The organism is Streptomyces sp. NPDC050560, from assembly GCF_044457285.1.
GTDB lineage: Bacteria > Actinomycetota > Actinomycetes > Streptomycetales > Streptomycetaceae > Streptomyces.
The window spans coordinates 372,224-394,341 of the sequence record NZ_JBITGT010000010.1 but is presented as its reverse complement, the minus strand read 5'-3'; the positions used below and the strand labels follow the sequence as shown (position 1 = coordinate 394,341).

20 protein-coding genes are annotated in these 22,118 nt (G+C 70.0%); 7 read left to right on the top strand and 13 right to left on the bottom strand.

The genetic code is table 11. The features are described from left to right. Positions 1–452: 452 nt before the first annotated feature. Positions 453–2,228, top strand: a complete 1,776-nt coding sequence (locus tag ACIBIW_RS24810; RefSeq protein ID WP_399339202.1) for a hypothetical protein — start codon at positions 453–455, stop codon at positions 2,226–2,228. Next, a complete protein-coding gene (locus ACIBIW_RS24805) occupies positions 2,221–4,941 on the top strand; it encodes a Helicase associated domain protein (RefSeq protein WP_399339201.1) in 2,721 nt (906 codons plus the stop codon). The genes ACIBIW_RS24810 and ACIBIW_RS24805 overlap by 8 nt, the downstream gene beginning before the upstream one ends. A 71-nt stretch (positions 4,942–5,012) precedes the next feature. On the opposite strand, the gene ACIBIW_RS24800 is transcribed toward ACIBIW_RS24805, so the two are convergent. The 3 genes from ACIBIW_RS24800 to ACIBIW_RS24790 all read right to left on the bottom strand — a co-directional run bounded on the left by ACIBIW_RS24800 (position 5,013) and on the right by ACIBIW_RS24790 (position 9,594). Then, the gene (locus tag ACIBIW_RS24800; RefSeq protein ID WP_399339200.1) at positions 5,013–6,959 is read right to left on the bottom strand and encodes a hypothetical protein; all 1,947 of its coding nucleotides are present in this window, start codon (positions 6,957–6,959) and stop codon (positions 5,013–5,015) included. 68 nt (positions 6,960–7,027) lie between these two features. Further along, positions 7,028–8,965: an AAA family ATPase gene (locus ACIBIW_RS24795; protein WP_399339199.1), complete on the bottom strand. Its 1,938-nt coding sequence runs from the start codon at positions 8,963–8,965 to the stop codon at positions 7,028–7,030. Continuing rightward, positions 8,962–9,594 carry a hypothetical protein gene (locus tag ACIBIW_RS24790; RefSeq protein WP_399339198.1) on the bottom strand — a complete coding sequence of 211 codons (633 nt, stop codon included), beginning with the start codon at positions 9,592–9,594 and terminating at the stop codon, positions 8,962–8,964. The genes ACIBIW_RS24795 and ACIBIW_RS24790 overlap by 4 nt, the downstream gene beginning before the upstream one ends. A gap of 908 nt (positions 9,595–10,502) precedes the next feature. On the opposite strand from ACIBIW_RS24790, the gene ACIBIW_RS24785 reads away from it, so the two are divergent. Next, positions 10,503–10,919, top strand: a complete 417-nt coding sequence (locus tag ACIBIW_RS24785; protein WP_399339197.1) for a hypothetical protein — start codon at positions 10,503–10,505, stop codon at positions 10,917–10,919. Between the two features lie 89 nt (positions 10,920–11,008). On the opposite strand, the gene tpg (ACIBIW_RS24780) is transcribed toward ACIBIW_RS24785, so the two are convergent. Together tpg (ACIBIW_RS24780) and tap are read right to left on the bottom strand one after the other, a co-directional pair. Then, a complete protein-coding gene (gene tpg, locus ACIBIW_RS24780) occupies positions 11,009–11,566 on the bottom strand; it encodes a telomere-protecting terminal protein Tpg (protein ID WP_399339196.1) in 558 nt (185 codons plus the stop codon). A 9-nt stretch (positions 11,567–11,575) separates the two neighbouring features. Continuing rightward, on the bottom strand, positions 11,576–13,798 hold the full coding sequence (gene tap / locus ACIBIW_RS24775; RefSeq protein WP_399339195.1) for a telomere-associated protein Tap: 2,223 nt from the start codon (positions 13,796–13,798) through the stop codon (positions 11,576–11,578). A gap of 277 nt (positions 13,799–14,075) precedes the next feature. Here tap and tpg (ACIBIW_RS24770) point away from each other — a divergent pair, with 277 nt between their 5' ends. Beyond that, entirely contained in the window at positions 14,076–14,630 is a 555-nt protein-coding gene (tpg, locus tag ACIBIW_RS24770) for a telomere-protecting terminal protein Tpg (protein WP_399339194.1), read from the top strand. 95 nt (positions 14,631–14,725) lie between these two features. Here the strand turns inward: tpg (ACIBIW_RS24770) and ACIBIW_RS24765 are convergent, their stop codons facing one another. The 3 genes from ACIBIW_RS24765 to ACIBIW_RS24755 are packed head-to-tail and all read right to left on the bottom strand — an operon-like array spanning position 14,726 to position 16,213. After that, positions 14,726–15,082 (bottom strand): hypothetical protein, encoded by a 357-nt coding sequence (locus tag ACIBIW_RS24765; RefSeq protein ID WP_399339193.1) that lies wholly within the window; start codon positions 15,080–15,082, stop codon positions 14,726–14,728. After that, positions 15,049–15,642, bottom strand: coding sequence for a hypothetical protein (locus ACIBIW_RS24760; protein WP_399339192.1), 594 nt, complete (start codon positions 15,640–15,642; stop codon positions 15,049–15,051). The genes ACIBIW_RS24765 and ACIBIW_RS24760 overlap by 34 nt, the downstream gene beginning before the upstream one ends. Before the next feature lie 13 nt (positions 15,643–15,655). After that, a complete protein-coding gene (locus ACIBIW_RS24755) occupies positions 15,656–16,213 on the bottom strand; it encodes an AAA family ATPase (protein ID WP_399339191.1) in 558 nt (185 codons plus the stop codon). Positions 16,214–16,314: 101 nt separating this feature from the next. On the opposite strand from ACIBIW_RS24755, the gene ACIBIW_RS24750 reads away from it, so the two are divergent. Next, positions 16,315–16,512, top strand: coding sequence for an antitoxin (locus tag ACIBIW_RS24750; protein ID WP_399339190.1), 198 nt, complete (start codon positions 16,315–16,317; stop codon positions 16,510–16,512). A 101-nt stretch (positions 16,513–16,613) separates the two neighbouring features. On the opposite strand, the gene ACIBIW_RS24745 is transcribed toward ACIBIW_RS24750, so the two are convergent. Further along, positions 16,614–17,486, bottom strand: coding sequence for a helix-turn-helix domain-containing protein (locus tag ACIBIW_RS24745; protein ID WP_399339189.1), 873 nt, complete (start codon positions 17,484–17,486; stop codon positions 16,614–16,616). 269 nt (positions 17,487–17,755) lie between these two features. Between ACIBIW_RS24745 and ACIBIW_RS24740 the strand changes: the two genes are divergently transcribed. After that, the gene (locus ACIBIW_RS24740; RefSeq protein ID WP_399339188.1) at positions 17,756–18,328 is read left to right on the top strand and encodes a potassium channel family protein; all 573 of its coding nucleotides are present in this window, start codon (positions 17,756–17,758) and stop codon (positions 18,326–18,328) included. Between the two features lie 108 nt (positions 18,329–18,436). Here the strand turns inward: ACIBIW_RS24740 and ACIBIW_RS24735 are convergent, their stop codons facing one another. The 4 genes from ACIBIW_RS24735 to ACIBIW_RS24720 all read right to left on the bottom strand — a co-directional run bounded on the left by ACIBIW_RS24735 (position 18,437) and on the right by ACIBIW_RS24720 (position 21,296). After that, positions 18,437–19,075, bottom strand: a complete 639-nt coding sequence (locus ACIBIW_RS24735) for a LysE family translocator (RefSeq protein WP_399339187.1) — start codon at positions 19,073–19,075, stop codon at positions 18,437–18,439. Beyond that, complete coding sequence (locus tag ACIBIW_RS24730) at positions 19,051–19,884, bottom strand: nitrilase-related carbon-nitrogen hydrolase (RefSeq protein ID WP_399339215.1); 834 nt, start codon at positions 19,882–19,884, stop codon at positions 19,051–19,053. The genes ACIBIW_RS24735 and ACIBIW_RS24730 overlap by 25 nt, the downstream gene beginning before the upstream one ends. Positions 19,885–19,966: 82 nt before the next feature. Next, a complete protein-coding gene (locus tag ACIBIW_RS24725) occupies positions 19,967–20,992 on the bottom strand; it encodes a hypothetical protein (protein WP_399339186.1) in 1,026 nt (341 codons plus the stop codon). Between the two features lie 124 nt (positions 20,993–21,116). Further along, on the bottom strand, positions 21,117–21,296 hold the full coding sequence (locus ACIBIW_RS24720) for a hypothetical protein (RefSeq protein WP_399339185.1): 180 nt from the start codon (positions 21,294–21,296) through the stop codon (positions 21,117–21,119). A gap of 153 nt (positions 21,297–21,449) precedes the next feature. Between ACIBIW_RS24720 and ACIBIW_RS24715 the strand changes: the two genes are divergently transcribed. After that, positions 21,450–22,118 carry a hypothetical protein gene (locus tag ACIBIW_RS24715; protein ID WP_399339184.1) on the top strand — a complete coding sequence of 223 codons (669 nt, stop codon included), beginning with the start codon at positions 21,450–21,452 and terminating at the stop codon, positions 22,116–22,118.

Sequence of the window (22,118 nt, the reverse complement as noted above, 5' to 3'; positions counted from 1 at the left end):
CCCGCGCAGCGGGTACCACATCGCTGCGCGATGTGCAAGGGGAGGCGGTCGCTGCGCTCCCACTGCCCACGCGATGCGTGGGCGGATCCCTTCGCTGCGCTCCGGGATCCGGTGGAGCCGGCCGCTGCGCGCCCGGCTGCCGCGCGATGCGCGGCCATGCTGACGGGATGTCGCCTGCGGGCTTGTGGGTCTTTAAGTAAAGGAGTTGGGGAGTGCTTCGCACTCCGGGCGGGTCCGCTGCGCTCCCCCGCCTGGCAGTCCTTCCGGCTGCGCCTCCAGGACTGCGGGGGAGCGCTAGCGCGGGCCGGGCCGACTGTGGAGTGGGGGTCGCTGTTGGGGTGGGTTCCAGTGTAGTGGGTGCATCAAGTTGATGCACCATGTACCGTTGGCGGAAACACGAGACACCCCCAAACCACCCGGATGGAGCGCGGGAAAGCGAGGACGCTTTGAATTTGCTGGGATTCGAAAGGCGCTTTGAAATGCGGAAGGAAATCCATCGTGAGGTTACCGGGCTGACGGCGGAACAGATTCACGGGCCCTGGGTGGCCGCTGGCGGCCTGGAGAGCCGCGAGGACCGGCCGGGACCGCTCAGCACGGAGGACCGGCTGGCGGCGGTACGGCGGAACGAGCTGAAGCGCATCTGGACCCTGATGCCCGAGGACGGTTGGGAGGCGTACTCCCCCGAGAGTGACCCGGACGTGCACCGGTGGGAGCAGGCGCGGCGTGATCGTCAGGAGCGCGAGAGCGCTGCGGCGGTAGGGCCGGAGCCGGAGCTGATCCGCTATCGGATCGTGGCGCAGCGGACCGATCCGGAGCACCCGGGGGCCGTCTCGCTGACGCACTACGCGTATGCGCAGTCGGCGGAGGAGGCCGTGGCGAAGGTGCGCCAGGCGCACGAGAAGCCGGGCGGCGTGTACGGGGACCAGGGCATGTACCGCGTGGTGGAAGTCGCCGAGGAGAGCTGGGAAAGCGGGCTCCGGCAGCAGGAGGAGACCCGCCGGCGGTACCTCACCACCATCCTGGAGAGCGCCACCACCACCGTGCGCGGCCGTGAGCCTCAGAACCCGGATGCGGGCCTCGTCAGCCGCCTGGACGACTTCTTCACCCGCGCTGTCACCTTCCCCGACCTTCACGGGAGCGGTGGGCGTCCTCGCCCTCACCAGGCCACGTTCGGCTGGACCAGCGAACGGCCCTACATCGAGCACGCCAGCGACCCCGGCCGTGCCCTGGCCCTGTTCCTCCTGGCCTATCTGGACCACTATGGCCTGGAGCTGGGGGCGGCCGTCCGCACGGGTGACCGGTCCGTTGCCTCGCCGGTGGGCGAGGGCTGGCCTTCAGCCCGCGGAGCAGAGGGGGGCGAGGCGGCGCCGGAGATCGTCGAGCGCGTCATGGACATCTGCGGACAGCACTACGCGGCCGTGACCGGTACCAGCCCCGAGCAGTGGGACCAGGAGTCGTCCCGGGAGGTCGTGGGCATCGCTCTGCGGACCGTGCGCATTACGGAGCGGAACGCCTACCCGCAGGCGCTGGAGACGTACCTGAGCGAGCACCGGGCGCGGCTGGAGCGGCTGTGGCAGCGCTACGGGCCGGATGGCATGTTCGCGGGCGAGGTCGTGCTGATCGACCTGCCTGGGTGTCTCGTGCTGTGCGAGAGGATCGACAACAGCCCGCTGTGGCTCGAAAGGTCTCTGGACGCAGGAGGGCCAGGAGGAGACCACGCTGGAGCGGTTCAGCGACAGCTGGCTGTACGACACGAGCGACAAGGGCGGCGGGCGATGAGCAGGCAATCCGCCGCATCGGCGCCCGAGCTCAGCACTGACCCGCGCCAGCGGATGGGCAACTACCAGACGATGGCGGTCAACGCCCGGATGCGGATCTGCGCGGTCCTCGCGGCCGCCGGACTGGAACCCGGTGAGGCTGACGAGCTGGTGCGCTCCGTCGAGGTCGGCGCCGTCGCCGGGGGCCACTGCTGGGTCGAGGAGAAGTTCGCCATGGCCCCCGATGAGCGGGGCGAGGCATACGGCGAGGGCTGGGACGGCGGCGTCAGCGCAGCGACCGCCACGCTCGTCTCCACCGCCGACAGCGCGTACCGGCAGCGCGGACGGGCGCTCACCACAAGCGCCGTGATGAAGCTCGGAGAAATCATCCATAACCGCCTTCAGACAGCAGAGCAGGACGGCCCGGCGGACACCGTGAATTCGGGGGAAGGGGGGCGGAGCAATGTCTAATATCCCGCTTAAGAAACACCAGGTCGACCAGAAGTCGAGTATCCGTAAGTGGGTCGGATTCCCCGCAAGGTCATCCGTGCCCCCTCAGGGTGCCCGTGGAACGATCGTGTCAGCGACCGGCTCCGGAAAAACGATCATGGCTGCCGCGAGCGCCCTGGAGTGCTTCCCCGAGGGCCGGATCCTCGTCACCGTGCCGACCCTGGACCTGCTCGTGCAGACCGCCCAGGCGTGGCGCGCGGTCGGTCACCGCTCCCCCATGGTCGCGGTGTGCTCGCTGGAGAACGACTCCGTGCTGAACGAACTCGGGGTGCGCACCACCACCAACCCGATCCAGCTCGCCTTGTGGGCGGGCTCGGGACCCGTGATCGTGTTCGCCACGTACGCCTCTCTCGTGGACCGCGACGACTACAAGGCCCTCCAGGAGCAGGAACGCCCCTACGGGCCCTGGCAGGGCAACGGGAACGGTGCGGCGAAGAAGACGCGCGGCCCGCTTGAGGCCGCTCTGGTGGGCGGACAGCGGCTCTACGGCCAGCAAATGAGCGGTTTCGGCCTCGCCATCATCGACGAAGCCCACGGAACCGCAGGTGATCTTGGCAGGCCGTGGGCGGCGATCCACGACAACGCCCGCATCCCCGCCGACTTCAGGCTCTACCTCACCGCGACCCCGCGCATCCTCGCCTCGCCCCGCCCGCAGAAGGGCAAGGACGGCCAGGAGCTGGAGATCGCGAGCATGAGCGACGACCCGGACGGCACCTACGGCACGTGGCTCGCCGAACTCGGGCTGAGCGAGGCGATCGAGCGGGAGATCCTCGCCCCGTTCGAGATCGACGTGCTGGAGATCCGCGACCCCTCCCCCGTCCTCGGACTGTCGGAGGAAGCGCTGCGGGGCCGGCGCCTGGCCCTGCTGCAGACCGCCCTCCTGGAACACGCCGCCGCGTTCGACCTGCGGACCATTATGACTTTCCATCAGAAGGTGGAGGAGGCACAGGCGTTCGCGGAGGCACTGCCGAAGACCGCTGCCGAGCTGTACGTCACCGAGACCGATGACGAGACCATGGTCAGGGCGGAAAAGTCGCTGCCCGCGTCGTCGATCGACGCGGAGTTCTACGGCCTGGAGACCGGCCGCCACGTACCCCCGGACCGCGTGTGGTCGGCATGGCTGTGCGGTGACCACCTGGTGGCCGAACGCCGCGAGGCGATCCGGCAGTTCGCCAACGGCATCGACGCCAACAACCGGCGCGTGCACAGGGCGTTCCTCGCCAGCGTTCGCGTGCTCGGTGAAGGGGTGGACATCGTGGGCACCAGGGGTGTCGAGGCGATCTGCTTCGCGGACACCCGCGGCTCGCAGGTGGAGATCGTGCAGAACATCGGCCGCGCACTCAGGCTGAACCGCGACGGGTCCACCAAGGTGGCCAGGATCATCGCGCCGATCTTTCTGGAGCCGAACGAGGACCCGACCGACATGGTCGCCTCCGCCAGTTTTCGCCCCCTTGTAGCAATTTTGCAAGGGCTTCGCAGTCATGATGAACGACTTGTCGAGCAGCTCGCCTCCCGCGCTCTCAGCCGGGGCAAGCACGCGCGCAAGGTCCACGTCCAGCGCGATGAGGACGGCCGGATCGTCGGCGCCGACGGCGAAGGTGACGGCGAGGGCCAGGAGCACGACGACACCCAGGCCGCCGCCGAATCGGCTCTGCTCCACTTCTCCACTCCCCGGGACGCTGCCACCATCGCCGCTTTCCTGCGCACCCGCGTCTACCGGCCGGACAGCCTCGTCTGGTTGGAGGGCTACCAGGCCCTCATCCGATGGCGGGCGGAGAACGAGATCACCGGCATCTACGCCGTTCCCTACGACACCGAGACCCAGGTCGGGTTCACGAAAGATTTTCCCCTTGGGCGATGGGTCCACCAGCAGCGGAAATCGCTGCGGGCCGGGGAGCTGAAGGAGCGGCGCAAGGAGCTGCTGGACGCCGAAGAGGCCGGGATGGTGTGGGAGCCGGGCGAGGAAGCCTGGGAGACCAAGGTCTCCGCGCTGCGCTCGTACCACCGGGCCACGGGGCACCTTGCTCCGCGTCAGGACGCGGTCTGGGGCGAGGGCGAGGCGATGGTGCCCGTGGGGCAGCACCTGGCCAATCTCCGGCGTAAGGGCGGCCTCGGCAAGGACCAGAAACGGACCCGGGAGCGCGCGGAGCAGCTGACCGCGATCGACCCGGACTGGAGCTGCCCGTGGCCGCTGGACTGGCAACGCCACTACCGCGTGCTCGCCGACCTGGTCGACGCCGACGGCGTCCTGCCCGAGATCCAGCCCGGCGTGCTCATGGACGGCGACGACATCGGGCGGTGGCTGGAGAGGCAGAAGAATCCGGGCACCTGGGCGCAGCTGTCCGCCGAGCAGCAGGAGCGGCTGTCCCAGCTGGGCATCACACCGCTTGAGGCGCCGTCTCCCGCACCGTCGGCCACCCGGTCGACGAAGGGGGCGGGGAAGGCTCAGCAGGCGTTCCAGCGGGGCGTACAGGCCCTCGCGCAGTGGGTGGAGCGGGAAGGCGCCCACCGGCCGGTACCACGCGGCCACAACGAAGAGATCATGGTCGACGGCGAAGCAGAGCTGGTGACCGTGAAACTGGGGGTATGGGTATCGAACACCAAGTCAAGGCGGGATAAGCTCACCCAGGACCAGCGCGGCGCGCTGGCGGAGCTGGGCGTCAACTGGGCATGACGTTGCTGCCTGGTCTCTGGAACTCATCAGACACGGAGGTCCTTGGCGATGACCGTCCGGGGTCCGCTCTGTCATGACATGTCGTGGGGGGTAGTGCGGTTTCCTGGGACCCTCACGACAACCGCCCAGCGATCCAGCTGTCTGGAATCGGGGGCGGGGATGTGTTCGGTCCACATGTTGTCGCGCAGGTTGGGGAGCCATCGGGGCTTCGGCGTAAGGTCCAGAACGGCAAGCATGCCGAGCGTGACTCCTGCGGCTTGGTAGGCCACCGTTTGCCCCAAATAGCGCCTGAGGTCTTCAGGTTCTGCCTTCCTGAGTTCGCGCTTGCACTCGATCACGATGCTGAATCCCGGGAATATCACCAGGATGTCGGCGCGACCCCCACTGCGGTCGATAGTTTCCATCTGTACTTCGAAGCAGGCGCTGTCGAGGTAGTCGTGCAGGTCTTCCTGTAGTTCGATCTCCAGCGGGAGGTTCTCCCCAGGCTTGGGCGCGAAGAGGTAGGCCGTCTTCTTCGTGTGTTTGTCACGGCCGCGGTTCGTCCTGTTCGCGAGGAATCGAATCGTCGCGGTGACGAGGCGGATGAAGTGCTTCCGTACGGAAAAAGACTGAAAGTCCGGGCAGGGTTGTAGTCCTCTGATGACCTCATTGAAGAGGTCTTGCTCCACTTTGGGCAGTGTCGTGATGTGACTGCTGTCGGTGTCGGTGAGCTGCTCATGTAGGCCGTTGAGCATGTCGGAAGGCAGGGCCGCTAGCACCTGCCTACCAAGTGCGGCGGCCAAGTCGTCGGCCGCTCCATCTTTTCCCGGGCCGCCCTCGGGTTCTTCAGGCGGAAGCCCGAGCCGGGACTCGACTGCTGACCGGAGTTCCTGGGCAGCCTGCCTGTCCCAGTCGGGTGGGGCGTCGGCGAGCAGCGCGTGCACGTGCAGTAGGAGTCCTTCGCGAGCAGCAAAGGCGTCCTCGATGCGGGGGGCTAGAAGGAACTGCAGCGCTGAGGCATCCCCCGTTGAGGTGAGGCGTACGGAGCGGTGAGCGGTGTAGACGGCGAGGATGTGCTGGATCGTCTGGCTTGGCCAGGTGGGGAGGGGTGAATCAAGGTGGGCAGCCGCATGCTCGAGGTCGGTGCTGAGGGTGTACCACGCTGCTTCGGTGTCGTAGCGGCCATCTCTCCAGCCTGTTCGCAGACCAGTTAGCCAGAGCGCGTGTTCAGAGGTGGAGCGACGTAGTTGCGCTGCCTCGGTGCTGAGGGCTTCGTTGTCGTTGGCTTCGAACGCCAGGACGGCGTTGATCGCGGCCCGGTATGCCGTGGCGTCGGGGCGGTCCTCGTCGGAGTTGATGGCTTCAGTGAAGTGGGTGCGGCTGGTGGTGAGCTGGGTGAGGAGGCTGGGCCGGTCTGCGGCGTTGAAGGCGTCGGAGACGTGGCACATGGCCAGTTCGAACGAGGCGTCGGATCGTAGCTGCGGTATGTCGAGGAATGCGTGGAGTGCGGTGGTCAGGTCCGCGTCGCGCCATTGTTCATATGCGGCTCCGAGCGCCCGGACGACGTGGCGCGCGTACCCGATGGGAGCGGAGGGAGCTTGTGGGTCAGTGAGGACGCCAAAGAGCCCGTAACGCTTGATGGCTCCTCCGGCGAGTGCCAGGCGGAGTGCGGCTTCAAGGAAGAGGCCCGCGGTCTCGGCTTCAAGGGCCGTGTCGTGAGTCTCGGTCCGGCGCAGGGCGATTCGATTCAGCGCGGTGGAGTGGTGCTCTAGGTATCCGGGGTGGTCGCACAGTCGGTCAAGAAGGTCTCCGACGACACCCGGCCGGCGCTCGGTCGTGAGTGCTTCGGTGATGAAGGCCGCGGCACGGTCTGGGCTGTTGAGACGGTTCCAGGCAACAAGGAGAGTCTCGGCCGCACGGAACCACAGCCGAGAGGCAGAGAGTTCATCTACCTGGGCAAAGAGACCATCTTCGCCGCCGAAGTCTTCGAGTGTGGGGGCGTCTCCGCGGCGAGCCAGCAGTGTCTTGAGCGGCGTCACGGTTGGGCCCTCCTTGTCGTGCGGCGGCCTGCGGGGTCTGGCGCGCTAATGCGTCAACAGATTGATGGTCACCACATGAAGGCACCTGCTTCGGCGATCTTCGTGCGGTCATCAGGGATGACGGCACGGGCGAGTTCTCGGTTGGCTGTGGCGGCGATGATCTGCAGTCCCTCGGTCTCTTCGCAGATGGCCTGTAGTTGCTGCAGCGTCTCTGCAAGGTCGGTCTGGATCATCTCTTGTGCGCCGGCGGAGTCGATGAGGAAGAGGCCCGGATGGCGGCCCCCGTGCTGTTGGCCGACGCGAAGGAGAGCGAGCAGGGTGGCCATGCGCAGGCGCAGCTGCTCTCCGTCGGTCACCTTCTGGAAGGAAGAGGGCCCATCGTCCAGGCGGAGCTTCATGGGACCATTGGCCTGCAGTGCTACGCCCTGGAGGTTGTTGTACCCCAGTCGTACGGCGAGGTCGAAGATTTCGCTGCTGACCCGGTCCATGATGGGCTTGCTGGCTTTTCCGGTACGCACGTCGGCTTCTTTGTAGGCCTCCTCCAGAATCTTCTCCTCTGGATCCGGGGGCGTTGCTCCACCCGCACGAGCGTGGGTAGCTGCACGTTCAGCCAAGGCGCCGCGCAGGCGCTCCAGGTCAAGCTGGCGTCGCAGGACAGAGACGTCTGGCAGAGATCCCTGGATAGCGGCCATCGCGTGGCGAGCTGCCTCAAGCTGGGTTTCAGCTTCTTTCCGTTGCTTCTCCGCGCGCCGCACCGCAGTTCGGGTCTGGCTGTCCGCGGTGGTCAGAGAAGCGATACTTTCGGTGAGCTGGTCGATGGCTGTGGTGTCCGCCGGAGCGTCCTCGGGAGGAGCGCTTCCGCATACGGAGCAATGGTCCGCGGTCTGGTCTCCGCGCGCGTAAATCAGGTCAGCGACGGGGGTAGTGCAGCGCGGGCAGCACGTGGGGGTGAGTGCTCCGAAGTACCGCTTGGCGGCCGTGTTCTCTTTCAGGTCGCGTAGCCGTTTCCGGTCTTCCACGAGGGCCTGGTGCAGCTCGGTGCAGTTCTGCTGGATCGTGAGGTGCACCTGCACGGCAGTGGCGTGGCGCTCCGCGCAGGACGCCACCTGGGCCGCAGCCTGTTCCAGTGCCGTGGCCTGATCTTCCAGGGCCGGGGCGGCACCGGTGTCGGCGAGGGCAGTTTCGGCTGCGGTGATCTGGTCTCTGAGCTCTTGCAGGGAGTCCGCGCGGGCCTGGATGTCTTCGGTGGCTCGTCGTTTTTCTCCCCGCTGCTGCTGGCGGACGGTCTTCAGGGCCGTCTCGGCGTCACGGCGTGTGCTGGTCCAGGGAAGGCCGATGAACATCTGCAGCAGACTGACGACGGATCCGTTTTCGGTGGTCTCCCCAAGGAGGACTTCGGCGTTGCGATTGCGGCAGATCAGTGCGTGGCTGAACAGCGCCCAGTCGGTGACGGTGGCCTTGCCGTCCTGTTCGCCTTTGACGTCGGAGTGCCACCCTCGGAGGATCTCCAGGTTGAGGCGGTTCATCATGAACTGGCTCATCACGGAGGCGAACTCGGCTTCGCCGGCGAAGTCGACTCCGGGGGTGGTCTTTCCGGTCTCCAGACGTCCGGTCGGTACACCGTCCTTGTGCCGGAACTCCACGCTGAAGGGGTCACCGTCGATGTGGCCTTCGAGCCGGACGTGGGTGATCCATCTGCGTGCGGTGTCCTGCAGTCGCTTGTTCTTGCCGCGAAGGCACCACCAGATCACTTCCAGGACGGTGCTCTTGCCCTTGAGGTTGTCGCCGGCCAGGCACCACAAGCCGTCGCTGAGCGGCCAGCTGAAGCGGAAGTCGTCGGTGAACTTGCCTGCCTTGGTGCCCGAGAACTCGATCGAGGTCAATGCCAGGCGGTGCGGCTTCGGCAGTACGCCGCTCTCCCGTACCCGGTGATGCTGGAGCACTGCTGCGGCTTCCGCGATGTCCACACCGGCACGGCGGGCAACGGCCTCGGTGAAGTTGCTCATGCGCCCAGTCCCCCTCTCGTCTTGCTCTGCAGCGCTGCCAAGCGGGCCCGGACACGCGGGAGGATGCCCACGATGTCGTCGCCAAAGTGGGTGCGCTCGTACTCACCCTGCGCGTACTGGAGCTCTTTCAGGGCACTGCCACTGCGGTCACCCGCCAGCAGCAACACCAGTGCGGCTCGTTCGTCGTACCAAGACAGATCCGGCTCCTGCGAGCGCATCTCCTGTGCGTCCTGTCGGCCCGCCGGCAGCAGGCAGTAATCCCAGCGGTCGATGTCGGGCGCTGTACCGATCGCGTCGATGCCGATCAGCCCATGCGCTACCAGCAGCGCCAGAGCGTCATCGAGCGCCTCGTAGGCGCCATAGCGCCAGCGGATCATGGGATAGGACTTGAGGTCCGGCTCATCACCTTCCAGCAGCGCCGCCGCCCGCTCGACCGGGCTGACTCCCGGAACGCTCCGGCCGGCCTCAGCGGCGTTCAACAGTTCATCGGCAAGGTAATCGGGGTTGCGGAGCCAGAAGTCGAGCGCCTGAAGCTTCTTCTGCCCACGCAGCATCGCCACCGCGTCCGGATGATCTGAGCACTCGCCATCCGGCCTTGGACAGTGATCCAGCAGGAAGAGGATGCGCACAGCGTCCTGGACTCGGCTCGCCCTGCGCGTCCGTACCTCCACGCCCTCCGATGTCATACGCCCCCGCCACATCTCACTCAAATCATCCCGGTAGACGAGTAGCACGAACCATGACTCCTGCGTAAGTGATCCAGCACAATCCGCAGTCGTAGCCGTGCTGGTGACGACGGGCCAACCCGCCGATCTCGATCGGGTCCACCCCGGTGTGAAGCGCCGGCTCGGCTCTTCCAAGGTAGGCATGATGGTCGGATGCCGCGCACCGAAAATCCACCGCCGCCGACGCAGCCGAACCTCTGTCCCTTGTGCATGACGCGCAGAGTGGGCGGGTCGGTGCCGGACTCGATCGGCCGGTACTCGCTGGCCTACCGCTCGCAGTACCGCTGCTCAGCGTGCGACGCATGGCTGTGCGCGAGCTGCGGCGACAGGCCCGTAGCGAGTGCAGGTGTCCGCTGCGGGGCGTGCTCCACCCCGCAGGAGTCGCAGGGTCCGCAGGCATTCCCTCTCCCCGCCATGCTCCCCCGACCGGCGAACGAAATAACATGCACCCGGATGACGAAGAACAAGACGCGCCACTGTCAGAACAGGCCAACAGAGTGGCCCGCGATCCCGGGAGAGCCAGCGCCTGTAGCTGCCTGTTGGACCCACCTCAGCGAAGAGGAACGTGAGAATTGCGCCCGAGCACGGGGCCTCAAGAGCGCGGAACGGGCAAGGATCTGGGCAGAGGGAGAGCCGGAACGGCAACGCCTCGCTGCCCAAGCCGAGGCCGAACAGCGCGCGGCTGGCAACCTGCCCGTGCAAGGAGCAGCTGCCCGAAAAAGCGGGAATGCACTTCGCGCGTTACCCTGCCCCGAATCGCTGCAAGGGGTGCGACTTCTGGCTGTGCGCATCGTGTGACCGGGGTACGTGTGGTGGCCGAGGGCGCTCAGTGCGAAACCTGCCGCCCGCACGTCACCGAACCCGCGTGCAAAGGGGATCACGCGGAGGAGGACGACCCCTACTACCGGATCACAGTGGGCGGCCTGGAGAACTTCAACGAGGCGATGTGCCTGTTGATCCGCGCCGGGGCACACAACGGGGGCACTCCGCGCGTATTCGCCGTTCGCCTCCCGATCTGCAGCAGCCAGGCGGAAGCGCTGAAGGCCCTGAAAACGTTCGACCGTGGATCGGACGCGGGGACCATTGAGGTGGAGCTGGTACCCGAAGGTACGGAAGCGACGGTGGACCCAGGTCTGCCGGAGCCGGCCCTGTCCGGCTTGGGGGACATCGAAAGCTGGTGGCTCGCCAACGGATACCCGCCCGGCGATAGGAGGCGCCGGTTGCAGTGAGCCAGGCCGGAGCCAACTACAACGCTCAGACTCACCAACTGAAGCAGTGAGTCGCATCGCAGTCGACAGGGCTCGCGGGCGTTCGAGATCTACAGGTCGAACTTGAGGTGCTCGATGTCGGTGAAGCGGACTTCCTCCAGCTGTCCGGCGCGGCGGCCGTGGTCCTGGAAGTACACCTCCTTGAGCGCTTCGGCGGCGATCTGCTGGAGCTGCTGGTCGGTGGCGCCGGCCTGCTGGGCGTCGAAGAGGCGGGCGGCGTGCTGCGGCGGCAGGGCGACCGTCAGGTGCCGCAGGCGGTCTTCGTCCGTCGTCCCGATGGGTGCGGTGTAGCCGATCCGGGCGCGGGTGTCGATGACGATGCCGCCGGTGGTCGCCGCCTTCTGCCGCGCCTTGGCACGGATCTGCGGCTGCCACCGCTTCTTCACCTCGGCCTCCAGGCGGGCGGCGAGGTCCGGACGGGGCTTCTTGATCTGGTCCTTCACGTACCGCTCGACCGTACGCTGCGAGATCCGCAGCATCTGGGCGACCGCCCTGGTGCCCTTGAACTGCTTGACCAGGTACCGCATCTGCGCGGGCGCGCTCTTGGGCGCTGGGCGGGTGAACGCCTTCTGCACCGCGGCGTCCAGGCCGTTGCCGAACAGGCTCATCGCCCCCTCCTACTCCCCGGTGTCGGCGTCGGTGATGGTGCCGTCCTTGATGTACCGGGCGAGGTTGAGGTCCGGGGCGTTGAACTGCTCGCGGACGCCCTCGCCCCACAGCACGCTCTGGGTGCCTTCCCACTTGACCAGCCCCGGGTTCACTCCGAGTTTGAAGCCGCCGGGCAGTGGCTTGCCGTCCCGGTAAGGCAGGAAGTCCAGCGGGGAAGGTCCGTCGGAGGCGTAGACGGCGCAGTCCGAGAGAACCGCGACCGGGTACTGCCCGGTGAAGGCGGCGTGCTTGACGATCTTGCGGTGCATGTTGATCCGGGTCCGGGAGATGACAGCGGCGCGGATGTCGGGGCGCCAGGTGGGCCGGGCGAGGGCGCGCCAGGGCTGCCCGGGCTTCCAGCCCTCCCCGCGGGGGCGTTCGCGCAGCTTGCCGATGCCGCCCTTCACGGTCGCCTTGATCGCGGACACCACGATCGCCAGCTCAGGGTCACGCTGGCGGTAGCCGTCCATCGCCGCGAGGAAGTCGGCCGGCGGCATGTCCGCGTGCACGCCGAGGTCGGCCATCGTGGCGAGGTAAGCGTCGCGCAGCCGGTTGTACCAGGCGTCCAGGTAGCGGCCGTTGTCGTGGCGGACGTATGCCTCGATCGGGGCAACGTCGTAGCCGAGCTCCACCGCGTACGCCACCGTCGGCGTCGCGTACCAGGCCGGCCCCGTCGGGCGCTCGCCCTTCGGCGTGAACGGGCTGGGCAGCAGCTCGCCGTCCAACTCCGTCCACTTGTCCTTGGCTACCTTCACGCGGGACAGGTCGACGTGGCCCAGGTCGACCAGCCAGGAGCCGGGCAGTTTCGCGTCGAAGACGGGGTTCTTGACGTGCGTCGGCGCGCCCAGGCCGACCACCAGGCCGTTCGCGCCGGCGGCGAAGGCCATGTTCACGTCGATGCCCACCAGGTGGGGGCGAAGGCATTCGGCGTCGGTGAGCGGGCGCGCCCAGTCGTACGCCTCCTCCACCAGGACCTCGGCCGGGGTGCGCCGGTGGAAGCGCGGCAGGTCCGCCAGGACCGGGTGCCCGTCGGGAGCCTCGCACGGCGCGCAGTCCACCGGATCCTTCCCCAGCGAGCCGGGGTTGTGCTCGGAGTGCCGCCTGCCGTCCGCGTCCGGTTCGGAGGCGCGGGTCGGCGGGTGCAGCGCGGTCATCAGTTCCAGGCCCGTCACGGCGGTCGATCCGCGCGGCGTCATCACCCGGGCCGCATACGTGCCCAGCAGCCGGGCCAGGTCCGCCGGCGGCAGCTGCCCCGCATCGGCCCAGTGCCGGGTGTCGAGCGCGTCCCACGACGGAATGCACAGTTGCACGCACGCACGCTCCGCCCCCTGCGCGGGGCGGTAGATCCTCGCCCACGGCCCAAAGCCCCTCTTGGTCAGCTTCCAGTCGGCACGCGTCAGCTGCTTGATGACCTTGTGGCCCTCCGGGATCCGGCCGGCGAGCCGCTCCTCATCGGTGAGGGCGACGGGCAGGCCGTAACGCTCCAGCGCCGACTCGGTGAGCACGAGCAGAGGGTCGGCGTCCCTGCCCGGCCCGGACAGCTTCGGCGCCCCGAGCTTCGCTTCCTTCAGCGTCCACTCCACCAGCGCCGGGATGGACTTGGCGGGTACGTCCAGGACCAGGCCGCCGACGCAGTACGCCAGCACCTGACCATCTGCGTCGACGTCGACGACCGCGAGCGGACCGTTCTCGAACCGCGCATCGACACCACCGGCTGGGCTGCCGACAGGGGCGGCCCTACGCGCGGGCGGCCGACGCGACGCCGGCCTGGTCGTGGCCACCGGATGCGGCACAGCGGCGGGGCGCAGCGCAGTGTCCTCGGAAACAGGCTCCGGAATCGGGTCTGCGGGTTCGGTGCGAGCCTGGGCCGGTTCACCGACCGATGGCACAGGAACAGCCGAGACGGCAGGCGTCTCGGGGACTGCCGTGTCCCCGGAGAGCACGGGGGCGTTGGCGGGGTAGAGCTGGGCGAGCTGCTTCAGCATGCGGGCGTAGGCATCACGCTCCGGCGGCCTCGGCTCGGTCTTGCCGGCCTCCCAGCCGCTGACCGTCGCGCGCCGCACCTGCAGTGCGGCGGCCACCTCGTCCAGCGTCAGACCGTGCGCCTGGCGCAGCCGCTTGCGTTCCGCCGGGGGCGGCAACGGGGAGCGGGACGAGACCAGCGCGTCGACCGCATCGAACAGCTCGGACATACGGCACCTCCTGCCCAGACCCTAGCGTGAAGCGCACCTTTCGCGTACCAAACACGTACGGATGGCGTAAATGGGGGTTGGGGGTTGGGGGTTGGGGGTTGCTTCGGGAAGGGCGTTCTCGGGCTTGGGTTACTACTGGCTCTCTAACCGAGGGCCGCAGCCGGTGTCCTGGCTATGCCTGAACTGGCCAGGGACAACGGCGTGGTGTGAGAGATCTGGGACAGCAGACGGCCGCCGTGCACCAGCCGTCGCGGTGGCAGAACGCTCGGGAGCGGGCATGGGTGAGATCGTCAAAGGGCTCGAACGGGCGCTGCTGACCCGTCCCGTGCCTACGAGTGACGCCGCCGTGCGTTTCCTGCTCAGGGCGGAGAAGGGCTCCACCAAGAACGTGGCGGTCCTCCTGGGGATCTCCCAGCGCACGGTACAGAGATGGGTCACCACCCGGCCGGGAATGCGCCGCCGCCCCAGTGCCGTGCATGCGGGGCTGATCGATGAGGCCGCCAGGGCACGGTGGCAGCCCCTGGTACGCGCCCGCCGACGGGCCCGGGCCGAGGCCGACGGCTTTGTCCTCCACACCAGGGCGCGGTTCGGATTCGCCGCTCCGGCAGGCTCGTCGGACGACCCGCGGGTCCGGCTGATCACCCAGTACCTGTCGGGAGAAGTGGCCCGCGAACTGTTCGCTGCCCGGGACGCCGGCGGAGGCGAGCAGCAGCAGATGGTGATCCTCGCCCGAGCGCTGGGGCATGCCCACTTCCGCAACGGAGGCCTGCGCGCCCACGGTCTCGGGATCGCCTTCACCGACGTCGAGTTCGCCGATTTTTCCATCGACTGACCGTGCACGCGGGTTCGGACTCAGCGCGAGGACGGGGACTGGTGCCGTGTCAGCATCGCGTCGTAGCACCGTGCTTCCTTGCGTTCGCGCCAGTCTCACTGGATACGGCCGGCAGGGCCGGTGCGCTGGCTGGCGGGCGGCTGCGGCGGGCGAAGCCTCGCTGCCTCCGCCACACGCAACAGGTGGGTGCGGTCGTGGGGGCCGGCCAGCAGGTGCTGGTCCTGGGCGGTTGCGAGCCGGGCGAAGCAGACGGCCGCCTTCAGGAAGACGCGCGCCCACGGCGGCACGTGGTGGGTGGCGCAGCCGTCGGTGTAGCGGGTGCGGTCGTGCAGGGCCAGGGTGGCCGCGGTGTCGTCGTAGTCGCCAGGGCGGGCGGTGGCGAGCTGCTGGAAGGAGACGCCGGTGAAGAGCGCGGCGGCTAGAGCGGCGGCGGCGTGCACGGGGCGGTACACGCGGCGGGGCTGTCGTAGGAGACGAGGCGGTCCAGCACGGGCAGGGTGAGCCACCGGTTGGCCGGCCGGGCGGGCTCGTCAACAAGCGGGGATACGGCGGCCGGTGTGCCGTAGTAGTGGCGGCGGGCGGCCTGGAAGTCGGCGGTGACGCAGTAGTCGGCCGTCTGCAGGGCCTGGTGCAGGGCGGCGGGCAGGTGGGGGCGGTGGCAGACCAGGGTCAGGTGGATGCCGGTGAGGGTGCGCAGTTGCAGGAGGCGCATCGTGCGGCGGGCGGTGAGGCGGTGTGCGCGCAGGACGGTCAGCCGGGTGACGGGCAGGGCCGTGATCCATGCGGTGGCGGCTTCCCAGGCGGGCTGACGGCCGGCGGGAAAGCCGCCCGGGAGCAGGGGCGGTTTGCCCAGGGCGGCGAGAAGGTCGTGGGCGAGGCCGGTCTCGCTGGTGGTGCCCGGGCCTGGGTGGAGGGTGATCCGGCCGGGCGGCACGTGGTGGGCGGCCAGGGCGGTGTGCGTGTGAACCGCATCGTCGCCCGGGTCGATGACCACGGCGACGGGCGACGGCATGACGGCGTGGCGGTCAGGCGAGACGACTGAAGGCCCAGCGCAGCAGCTCCTGATCCACACGGGGGCGGCCGGTGCGGGCCAGGCCGGTGCGGGTGTGGGCGGTCAACTGGGCCCAGGCTCGGAAGTTGCCGTGCGCGGCATGCTGGTCGGCGAAGGCTATGTCGTCGGGATCGGCGTCGGCCCACACCGGATGGAACAGCGGGATGGCCTCCAGGACCTCGCCGGGGGTGAGGCGGGTGAAGTGCTGCCGGATGAAGATGCGGGAGGAGAGCATCGGTTCGCGGCGCAGCACGGTGTGGCAGCCCTCGCCGCCGACGAAGATGATCGCGAGCTGGGTTGAGGATTCGTCCCACAGGTAGCGGAAGTACTCGAACGCCTCGCCGTTGAGCCACTGAGCCTCGTCGACGAGGAAGGTGCGGGGGGCGGCGAGGGCGTTCTTGAGCAGGCGGTCGAACTCGCTGAGGTGGCGGGGCGGTTCACCGGGCAGGTCGAGGGCGGTGAACAGCTCGTAGCGCACGGCCCGGGCGGTGGGGCGGGCGCGGAAGGTGACCCGTCGGACGTCCTCGCCCACTCACACCACACCCTCGCGGCACGTAGTGCCCCCGCCGCGCTGTCGACCATGGAATCATTGCCCTCACCAGGCAGGATCAGCGAAGGAGACAGGACATCCGCATGTTCGACGCTCTGAAGAACCTCAAGGAGAAGGCCGAAGACCTCGCCGAGGACCACGGCGACAAGATCTCCCAGGGGCTTGAGAAGGCCGGCGGCCTCGTCGACGACAAGACCGACGGCAAGCACAGCGACAAGATCGACACGGCCGTCGACAAGGCCCAGCAGTATGTGGAAAAGCTCGGCGACAAGCAGAGCTGAGGCCGGCTCGCGGCCGCCGGCCGGTCCGGGCTGCCACGCCCCCGGGGCCCGGGCCGCCGCCCCCCCCGGCGAGGGGGCCGGGGCGACGGTGCGTCACACCGTCAGGAGGCTCCCTGGACCGGACGGGCCGGGGTCTCCTGGGGCTTGCGGCGGAAGGGCCATCGGAGGCGGCGGATGAACGCACCGCCACGGGGGGCTTCCACGCCGGGGGTGTCCAGGACCGGCCGTGAAGCGGTCGGGGCCACGGCGTGCACGGCCACCGGGGCCGACGGCCCTGCGGCGGGGGCCGGGATGGCCGTGGGGACCGGGGGCGTACCCGTGACCACGGGGGAGGCCGTGGCGGGGGTCGCGCCGTGGGCGGACGGGGCCGTGAGCAAGGGCGTGGCGGGCCCCGCCGGAGACACGGCCGGGGCCGTGGACAGGGGTGTCGAAGGCCCGGGCCCATGGGCGGCCGGGGTGTGCCCGTGGACCCGGCCGGAAGGCTCCGTCGGCCCCGCCGGGGAGGCCGCGTCGCCCCCGGTCGGAGCGGGGGCGGGTGCCGGGGACAGGGCGCGCAGGGCGCGGCGGAGGTCTTCCACATGGGTGGTCCTGTCGGCCAGACGGGCGGCCAGATGCCGGGCCTCGGCCTCGGCCAGGGCGGAGCGGTGGCGCTCACGTTCCAACCGGGCGATAAGGTCCGCCACGCGCGCCCCGGCCTCCCCGGCCTCCCCGGCCGGCTCGGACCCGGCCGTGGCCGAGACCGTGGCCGCCGGCCCCGGCGGTCCGGCCGGGGTGGCCGCCTCGCTCTCCGCGGGGGCCGGTGCGTGCAGGCGCAGGCCGGCCGCAAGCAGGTCGTCGACGGGGATCAGCCAGCCGCGCTGTGCGTCACGCCGCGAGTCCGGGAGGTCGCCGGCCTCCCGGCGGCGGCGGATCGTCGACCGGCTCACACCGCACGCCTGTGCCGCCTCCCGCTGCGTCAACCACGGCCTGTCCACGCCCTCACCACCCCGCCCCGCGGCGAAGGTATGGGACCGGTGGGTGCATAGCGCTCATGGCCGGACGGTAACCCCCACCCCGGCTAATAACATGACAACACGACGAACATGCCTCCGAGAGGACCACTCCGCCGCACAGCAAGACCGGGCGGGGCGGGCCGGCCCCCGGGGGACGGGAGACATGCGTGTCGGGACGGGGGTGCGACCTGGGCAGCGGTACGTTTCCCGGCGCGACCCCCCACCGCCCGCGAGCCCGGCCGAGGTGCGCCATGCCGCCGTCCTCCTTCCTCTACGTTCTGAGAAGGCTGCTGACCGGAGCCCATGGACGGGGCCTCCATGCGAAGGCCACCGCCGCCGCGTCCGCCTTCACCGCCCTCTTCCTGCTCGCCTCCTCCCTGGTGATCGTGCCCGTGGAGCGGGGTGCTCCGCAGGCCACCATCACCACATACCCGCGGGCCCTGTGGTGGTCGATCGAGACGGCGACCACCGTCGGGTACGGGGACACCTATCCGGTCACGGCGTGGGGACGGGTGATCGCCGCCTTCGTGATGCTCGTCGGTATCGCCACGTTCAGCATCGTCACGGCGGCGATCGCGACGTGGTTCGTGAACAACGCCGCCCGCGACGCCCGGCGGCTGGCGGCCGACGCGGGGCGCCTCGGGCAGAGCGGGGAGCGGGAGGCCGAGGAGGCGTTCCGCGCGCTCCACGATCGCTTCGACCGGCTCGAACACGCGCTCACGAACTCCACGGCCCCGGGCACCCAGGACGGCCCCGGAAGGCGGCAGGGGCGGGGAGCGCCGGGGGACGACCGTCGAGGTGACACAGGGAGGGAGGGGACGTGAGGAGTGGCGGTGCGAAAAGGCCCGGCCCGTTGAAGGGGGCTGAATCCACACGTGCGGCCGTCAGGGCTTCTCCAGGAACCCGCCGCCGGACGGACATGCGCGGGCGGGCTACCCGGGGGCCGCGAGCAGGCGTACAGCCAGACCCGTGAAGACGGTGCCGCACAGGACGTTCAGGCCGCGGGCCATGCGGCGGCTGCGGCGCAGCAATGCCAAGAGGCGGCCCGCGGACAGGCCGATCGCCGCGTCCACGGCGAGGCCCATCAGTACGAGGGTGAGACCGAGGACCATGAACTGCCCGACCACATGGCCGAGTTGGGGATTCACGAACTGCGGCAGGAAGGCCACGTTGAACAGGATCACCTTCGGGTTGAGCAGGTTGGTTATCGTGCCCTGCCAGAAGGCGCGCCGTCGGCCGGGGCCCGGGGCCGCGGCGGACGCCGCACCCTCGGCACCCAGTCCCGGGCGGTCGCGGAACGCCTTGACGGCCAGGCAGATGAGGCAGGCGGCGCCCGCCCAGCGCAGTATGTGATAAAGCGTCGGCAGTGACAGGAAGAGCGCCGACAGGCCGAGCATGGCGGCTCCGGCGTGGACCAGCGCGCCGAGTGCCACACCCACCGCGGCCCATACGCCCGTGGCCGGACCGCCCCTTGCGCCCATCGCCATGACGAACATCATGTCGGGGCCCGGGGTGACACACAGCGCAAAGGCGGCGGCGAGGAACGTCACGTACAGGGAGACATCGACCACGAGAGCCATCGTGGGGACCACGCGCGGCCGTGTCCACCGTGCCACCCGGCCCCGGGGGGGGTGGTTGTCCCGTTCCGCCCGTGATGTGCGCGGGAGTTGGCGGGGCCGGGCCGTGGCGGGGCGTGGGGGGGGCAGGGGGTGCTGGTGAAGTCCGCTCGTACGACGTCGTCGGGGGCGGTGCTCGCTTCCGCGAGGAGTTCGCCGGTGGACGACCAGATGCCCGAGCGGCCCGACGCACGGTGGCAGCCGCCTCCCGTCGGGCCCGCGAAGACCGCCATGGCGCCCCGGACGCCGTGGTCGGCGGCGATGCGGCGGGCACGTGCGCCGTGGGCCTCGGCCTCGCTCTCGTCGTGGACGAGTCCCGCCACGCAGCCGTCGACGCCCGGTGCGGCGGTCTTCGCCGCGTGCTCCGCGACGCCGGTGTCGCGGCACACGGCCATCCCGACGCACCACCCGTCGACGTCGGTCGCGGCCCGGCCGGCGCCCGGCACGAAGCGGGCCGCCCCGTCGGCGCCGAGGCGGGTCTTGCGGTACGCCACCCGCGCACCGCCGCCGTCGACCGCCAGGACACCGATGCGGGGGCCCGGTACCGGCACCCCGGCCAGAGCGAAGGTCCCGGCCTCGGCACAGGCCGCCACGAGCGGTGCCAGCCGGCCATCGCCGGGGGCGATCGGCGCGGCGTCCAACCCGTAGCCGGCCAGGGACAGTTCGCAGAAGACCACGACGCGTGCCGCGGCCGTCCGCACGGCCCGCGCATGGGCCGACGCATTGCCCTCCACATCGTGGGCCCTGCAGGCCGGCTGCGCCACCGCGACGCTCAACGGGCGTGTCCTCACGGGGGCCTCACTCCCTCCCGCACCCTCCGGGCGGAGCGCGCGGTCCCTCCCCACCCTAAGCAGGCTCTCGACCGTCGCCGCCCGGCGCCGGACACCTCGGCAGCTCCCAGAGAGGGTCGATCCGGGGGCGGGGCAGCGGGGGGAGGTCCACCAGTCCGAGCAGGAGGAAGGGGCCGACGTCGAGGGCGCCGTCGGGCGACGCGGTGTCACATGCCGCCGCCAGGTCACGGCGGGCCCTGGCCGCCCCGGGGTCCGGGACGTTCCCCACGCCGGGGGGCCGTGGTGCCAGGAACGGTGTGAGCAGGGCCGCGGGGACGGCGAACGGGCCGCGGCAGCCCGCGCCGGAGCAGGCGGCCGCCCGGGCGACACCGATCCACAGCGGGACACCGTCGTGCCGCAGCCCGCCGGCGGCGAGGGCATACAGGCACTCGGCGACCACGGCCGGTGCCAGTCTCCCGGTCAGGAATCCCGCGATCAGCCACCTGAGGCGCAGTCCGGGCGCGGCGTTCGCGTCGTGTGCACAGGTGAGGTACTCCCATGCCAGTCCGGGCGACGCGGTGCGGAGGCTGCCGCTGCCCAACGACGCCTCCTTCGCCCGCAGTCCGGCGTCCGCGACCTTGCTGCCGTGTGTCCTCGCGGCGCGATAGCAGTGGACCGCAGTGCCCACACTCCACCGCTCCCGTTCGCCGCCGAGCACACACAGCCAGACGGCGTCACAGAGATGCGTGATGCCGCTCAGCGCGGCCACCACGCGCAGGGGGCTGAGGACCCTCTCGCCCGGCGCGGCGCCCGAGTGTTCCACCGCGGCAGGGCCGCTGCCGGGGAACGGGGTGTCCGGCTCCGTGGCCTGCCGCTCCCCGGCGGCGCTCCCGCAGAACCTGCGGGCGGCAAAGTCCCTGGCCGACGACGGGAGGACGTCGAGGCAGGCGGGGCCGGCCTCGGCGAGGACCGCGGCGAACAGATGCCCCCCGGCGCCCGGTACGATCCTCTCCCAGTGGCGCCACCCCTCCCCCAGCCCCCCGAGCCGCGGCTCCCCGGGCGGGCCGGGATCCGCCAGCCAGCGCCGCGCCAGCCCGCGCAATCGGGGACCCGTGACGACCAGGGAACAGCGGCCGGCTTCCACCGAGCCGGTGACCCGGCCGACCGCGCGGGCCAGTGCCTCGACCGCCGCCCCCGTACGGACATCGGCGATGGCCAGAAACTGCTCACCGATCTCCTCGACGTGGCCCCTGGTGTCTGTCCGCCCCCGCGGCCAGCAGCACCCGTACCGCCTCCGTACGCGCCTCGGCCCCCGCCACGCCCTCCAGCTCCTCGGCCGCCCGCACCCGCCTGCGGAAGATCCGCATCGCCCAGCTCATATGCGCCACCTCCCCCCGTTCCGTCATTCGAAGGCCCTGTCTGTTACTTCTTGTCAGTGAACGTAATGATGGGGCGGGTTGTCCGGTTACCGCATCGGGGTGCGGGGGCCCGCCGACAGAGGCAGTCGCGGGCGGGCGCACCATGGGCTCGGTCAGGTCGCCGCCGGGGAGAGGAGCAGCGTGGGAGCCGAGTCGTACGAAGGGACGGGCGGGGCCGTGGAGCTGGCGGCGCGGCTGCGGCACGTCTACTGGACCGGCGGCGGCAGCGGCGCGGGCAAATCGACAACCGCGCGCCGACTCGCCGACCGGCACGGCTGGCGGCGCTACGCCACCGACGACACGATGCACGACCACGCCCAGCGGACCACTCCCGCCCAGGCGCCCTTCCTCCACCGCTTCCCCGGCATGAGCATGGACGAGCGGTGGGTGAACCGCTCCCCCAAAGTGATGCTGGAGACGTTCCACTGGTACCAGGGCGAGGCGTTCGGCCTGATCATCGAGGACCTGCTGCGCCTGCCGCGCGAGCCGTGCGTGGTGGTGGAGGGGTTCCGGCTGCTTCCGCGTCTGGTGCGGCCGCTTCTCGCCGCCCCCGAGCGGGCCGTCTGGCTGCTGCCCACGCGCCGCTTCCGGGAGGCGGCCTTCAGCGGCCGGTCAGCGCCGGGGGAAGGGTTCGTGTGGCGGACGAGCGACCCGGCACGGGCCCGGCACAACCTCGCCGAACGCGACGCCATGTTCACCCGACGCCTCCGGGAGGAGACCCGACGTCTTCGGCTGCGCGCCGTCCATGTCGACACCGGCATGACGGAGGACGACCTCACCGGGGAGGTCGCGGCCGCCTTCCGCCTCTGA

Bases quoted from the DNA above. Each gene is read 5' to 3' on its own strand.
- ACIBIW_RS24805 (WP_399339201.1), top strand. From the start codon at position 2,221: ATGTCTAATATCCCGCTTAAGAAACACCAGGTCGACCAGAAGTCGAGT.
- ACIBIW_RS24795 (WP_399339199.1), bottom strand. From the start codon at position 8,965: ATGAGCAACTTCACCGAGGCCGTTGCCCGCCGTGCCGGTGTGGACATC.
- tpg (WP_399339196.1), bottom strand. From the start codon at position 11,566: ATGAGCCTGTTCGGCAACGGCCTGGACGCCGCGGTGCAGAAGGCGTTC.
- tap (WP_399339195.1), bottom strand. From the start codon at position 13,798: ATGTCCGAGCTGTTCGATGCGGTCGACGCGCTGGTCTCGTCCCGCTCC.
- tpg (WP_399339194.1), top strand. From the start codon at position 14,076: ATGGGTGAGATCGTCAAAGGGCTCGAACGGGCGCTGCTGACCCGTCCC.
- ACIBIW_RS24760 (WP_399339192.1), bottom strand. From the start codon at position 15,642: ATGCCGTCGCCCGTCGCCGTGGTCATCGACCCGGGCGACGATGCGGTT.
- ACIBIW_RS24750 (WP_399339190.1), top strand. From the start codon at position 16,315: ATGTTCGACGCTCTGAAGAACCTCAAGGAGAAGGCCGAAGACCTCGCC.
- ACIBIW_RS24740 (WP_399339188.1), top strand. From the start codon at position 17,756: ATGCCGCCGTCCTCCTTCCTCTACGTTCTGAGAAGGCTGCTGACCGGA.
- ACIBIW_RS24720 (WP_399339185.1), bottom strand. From the start codon at position 21,296: ATGACGGAACGGGGGGAGGTGGCGCATATGAGCTGGGCGATGCGGATC.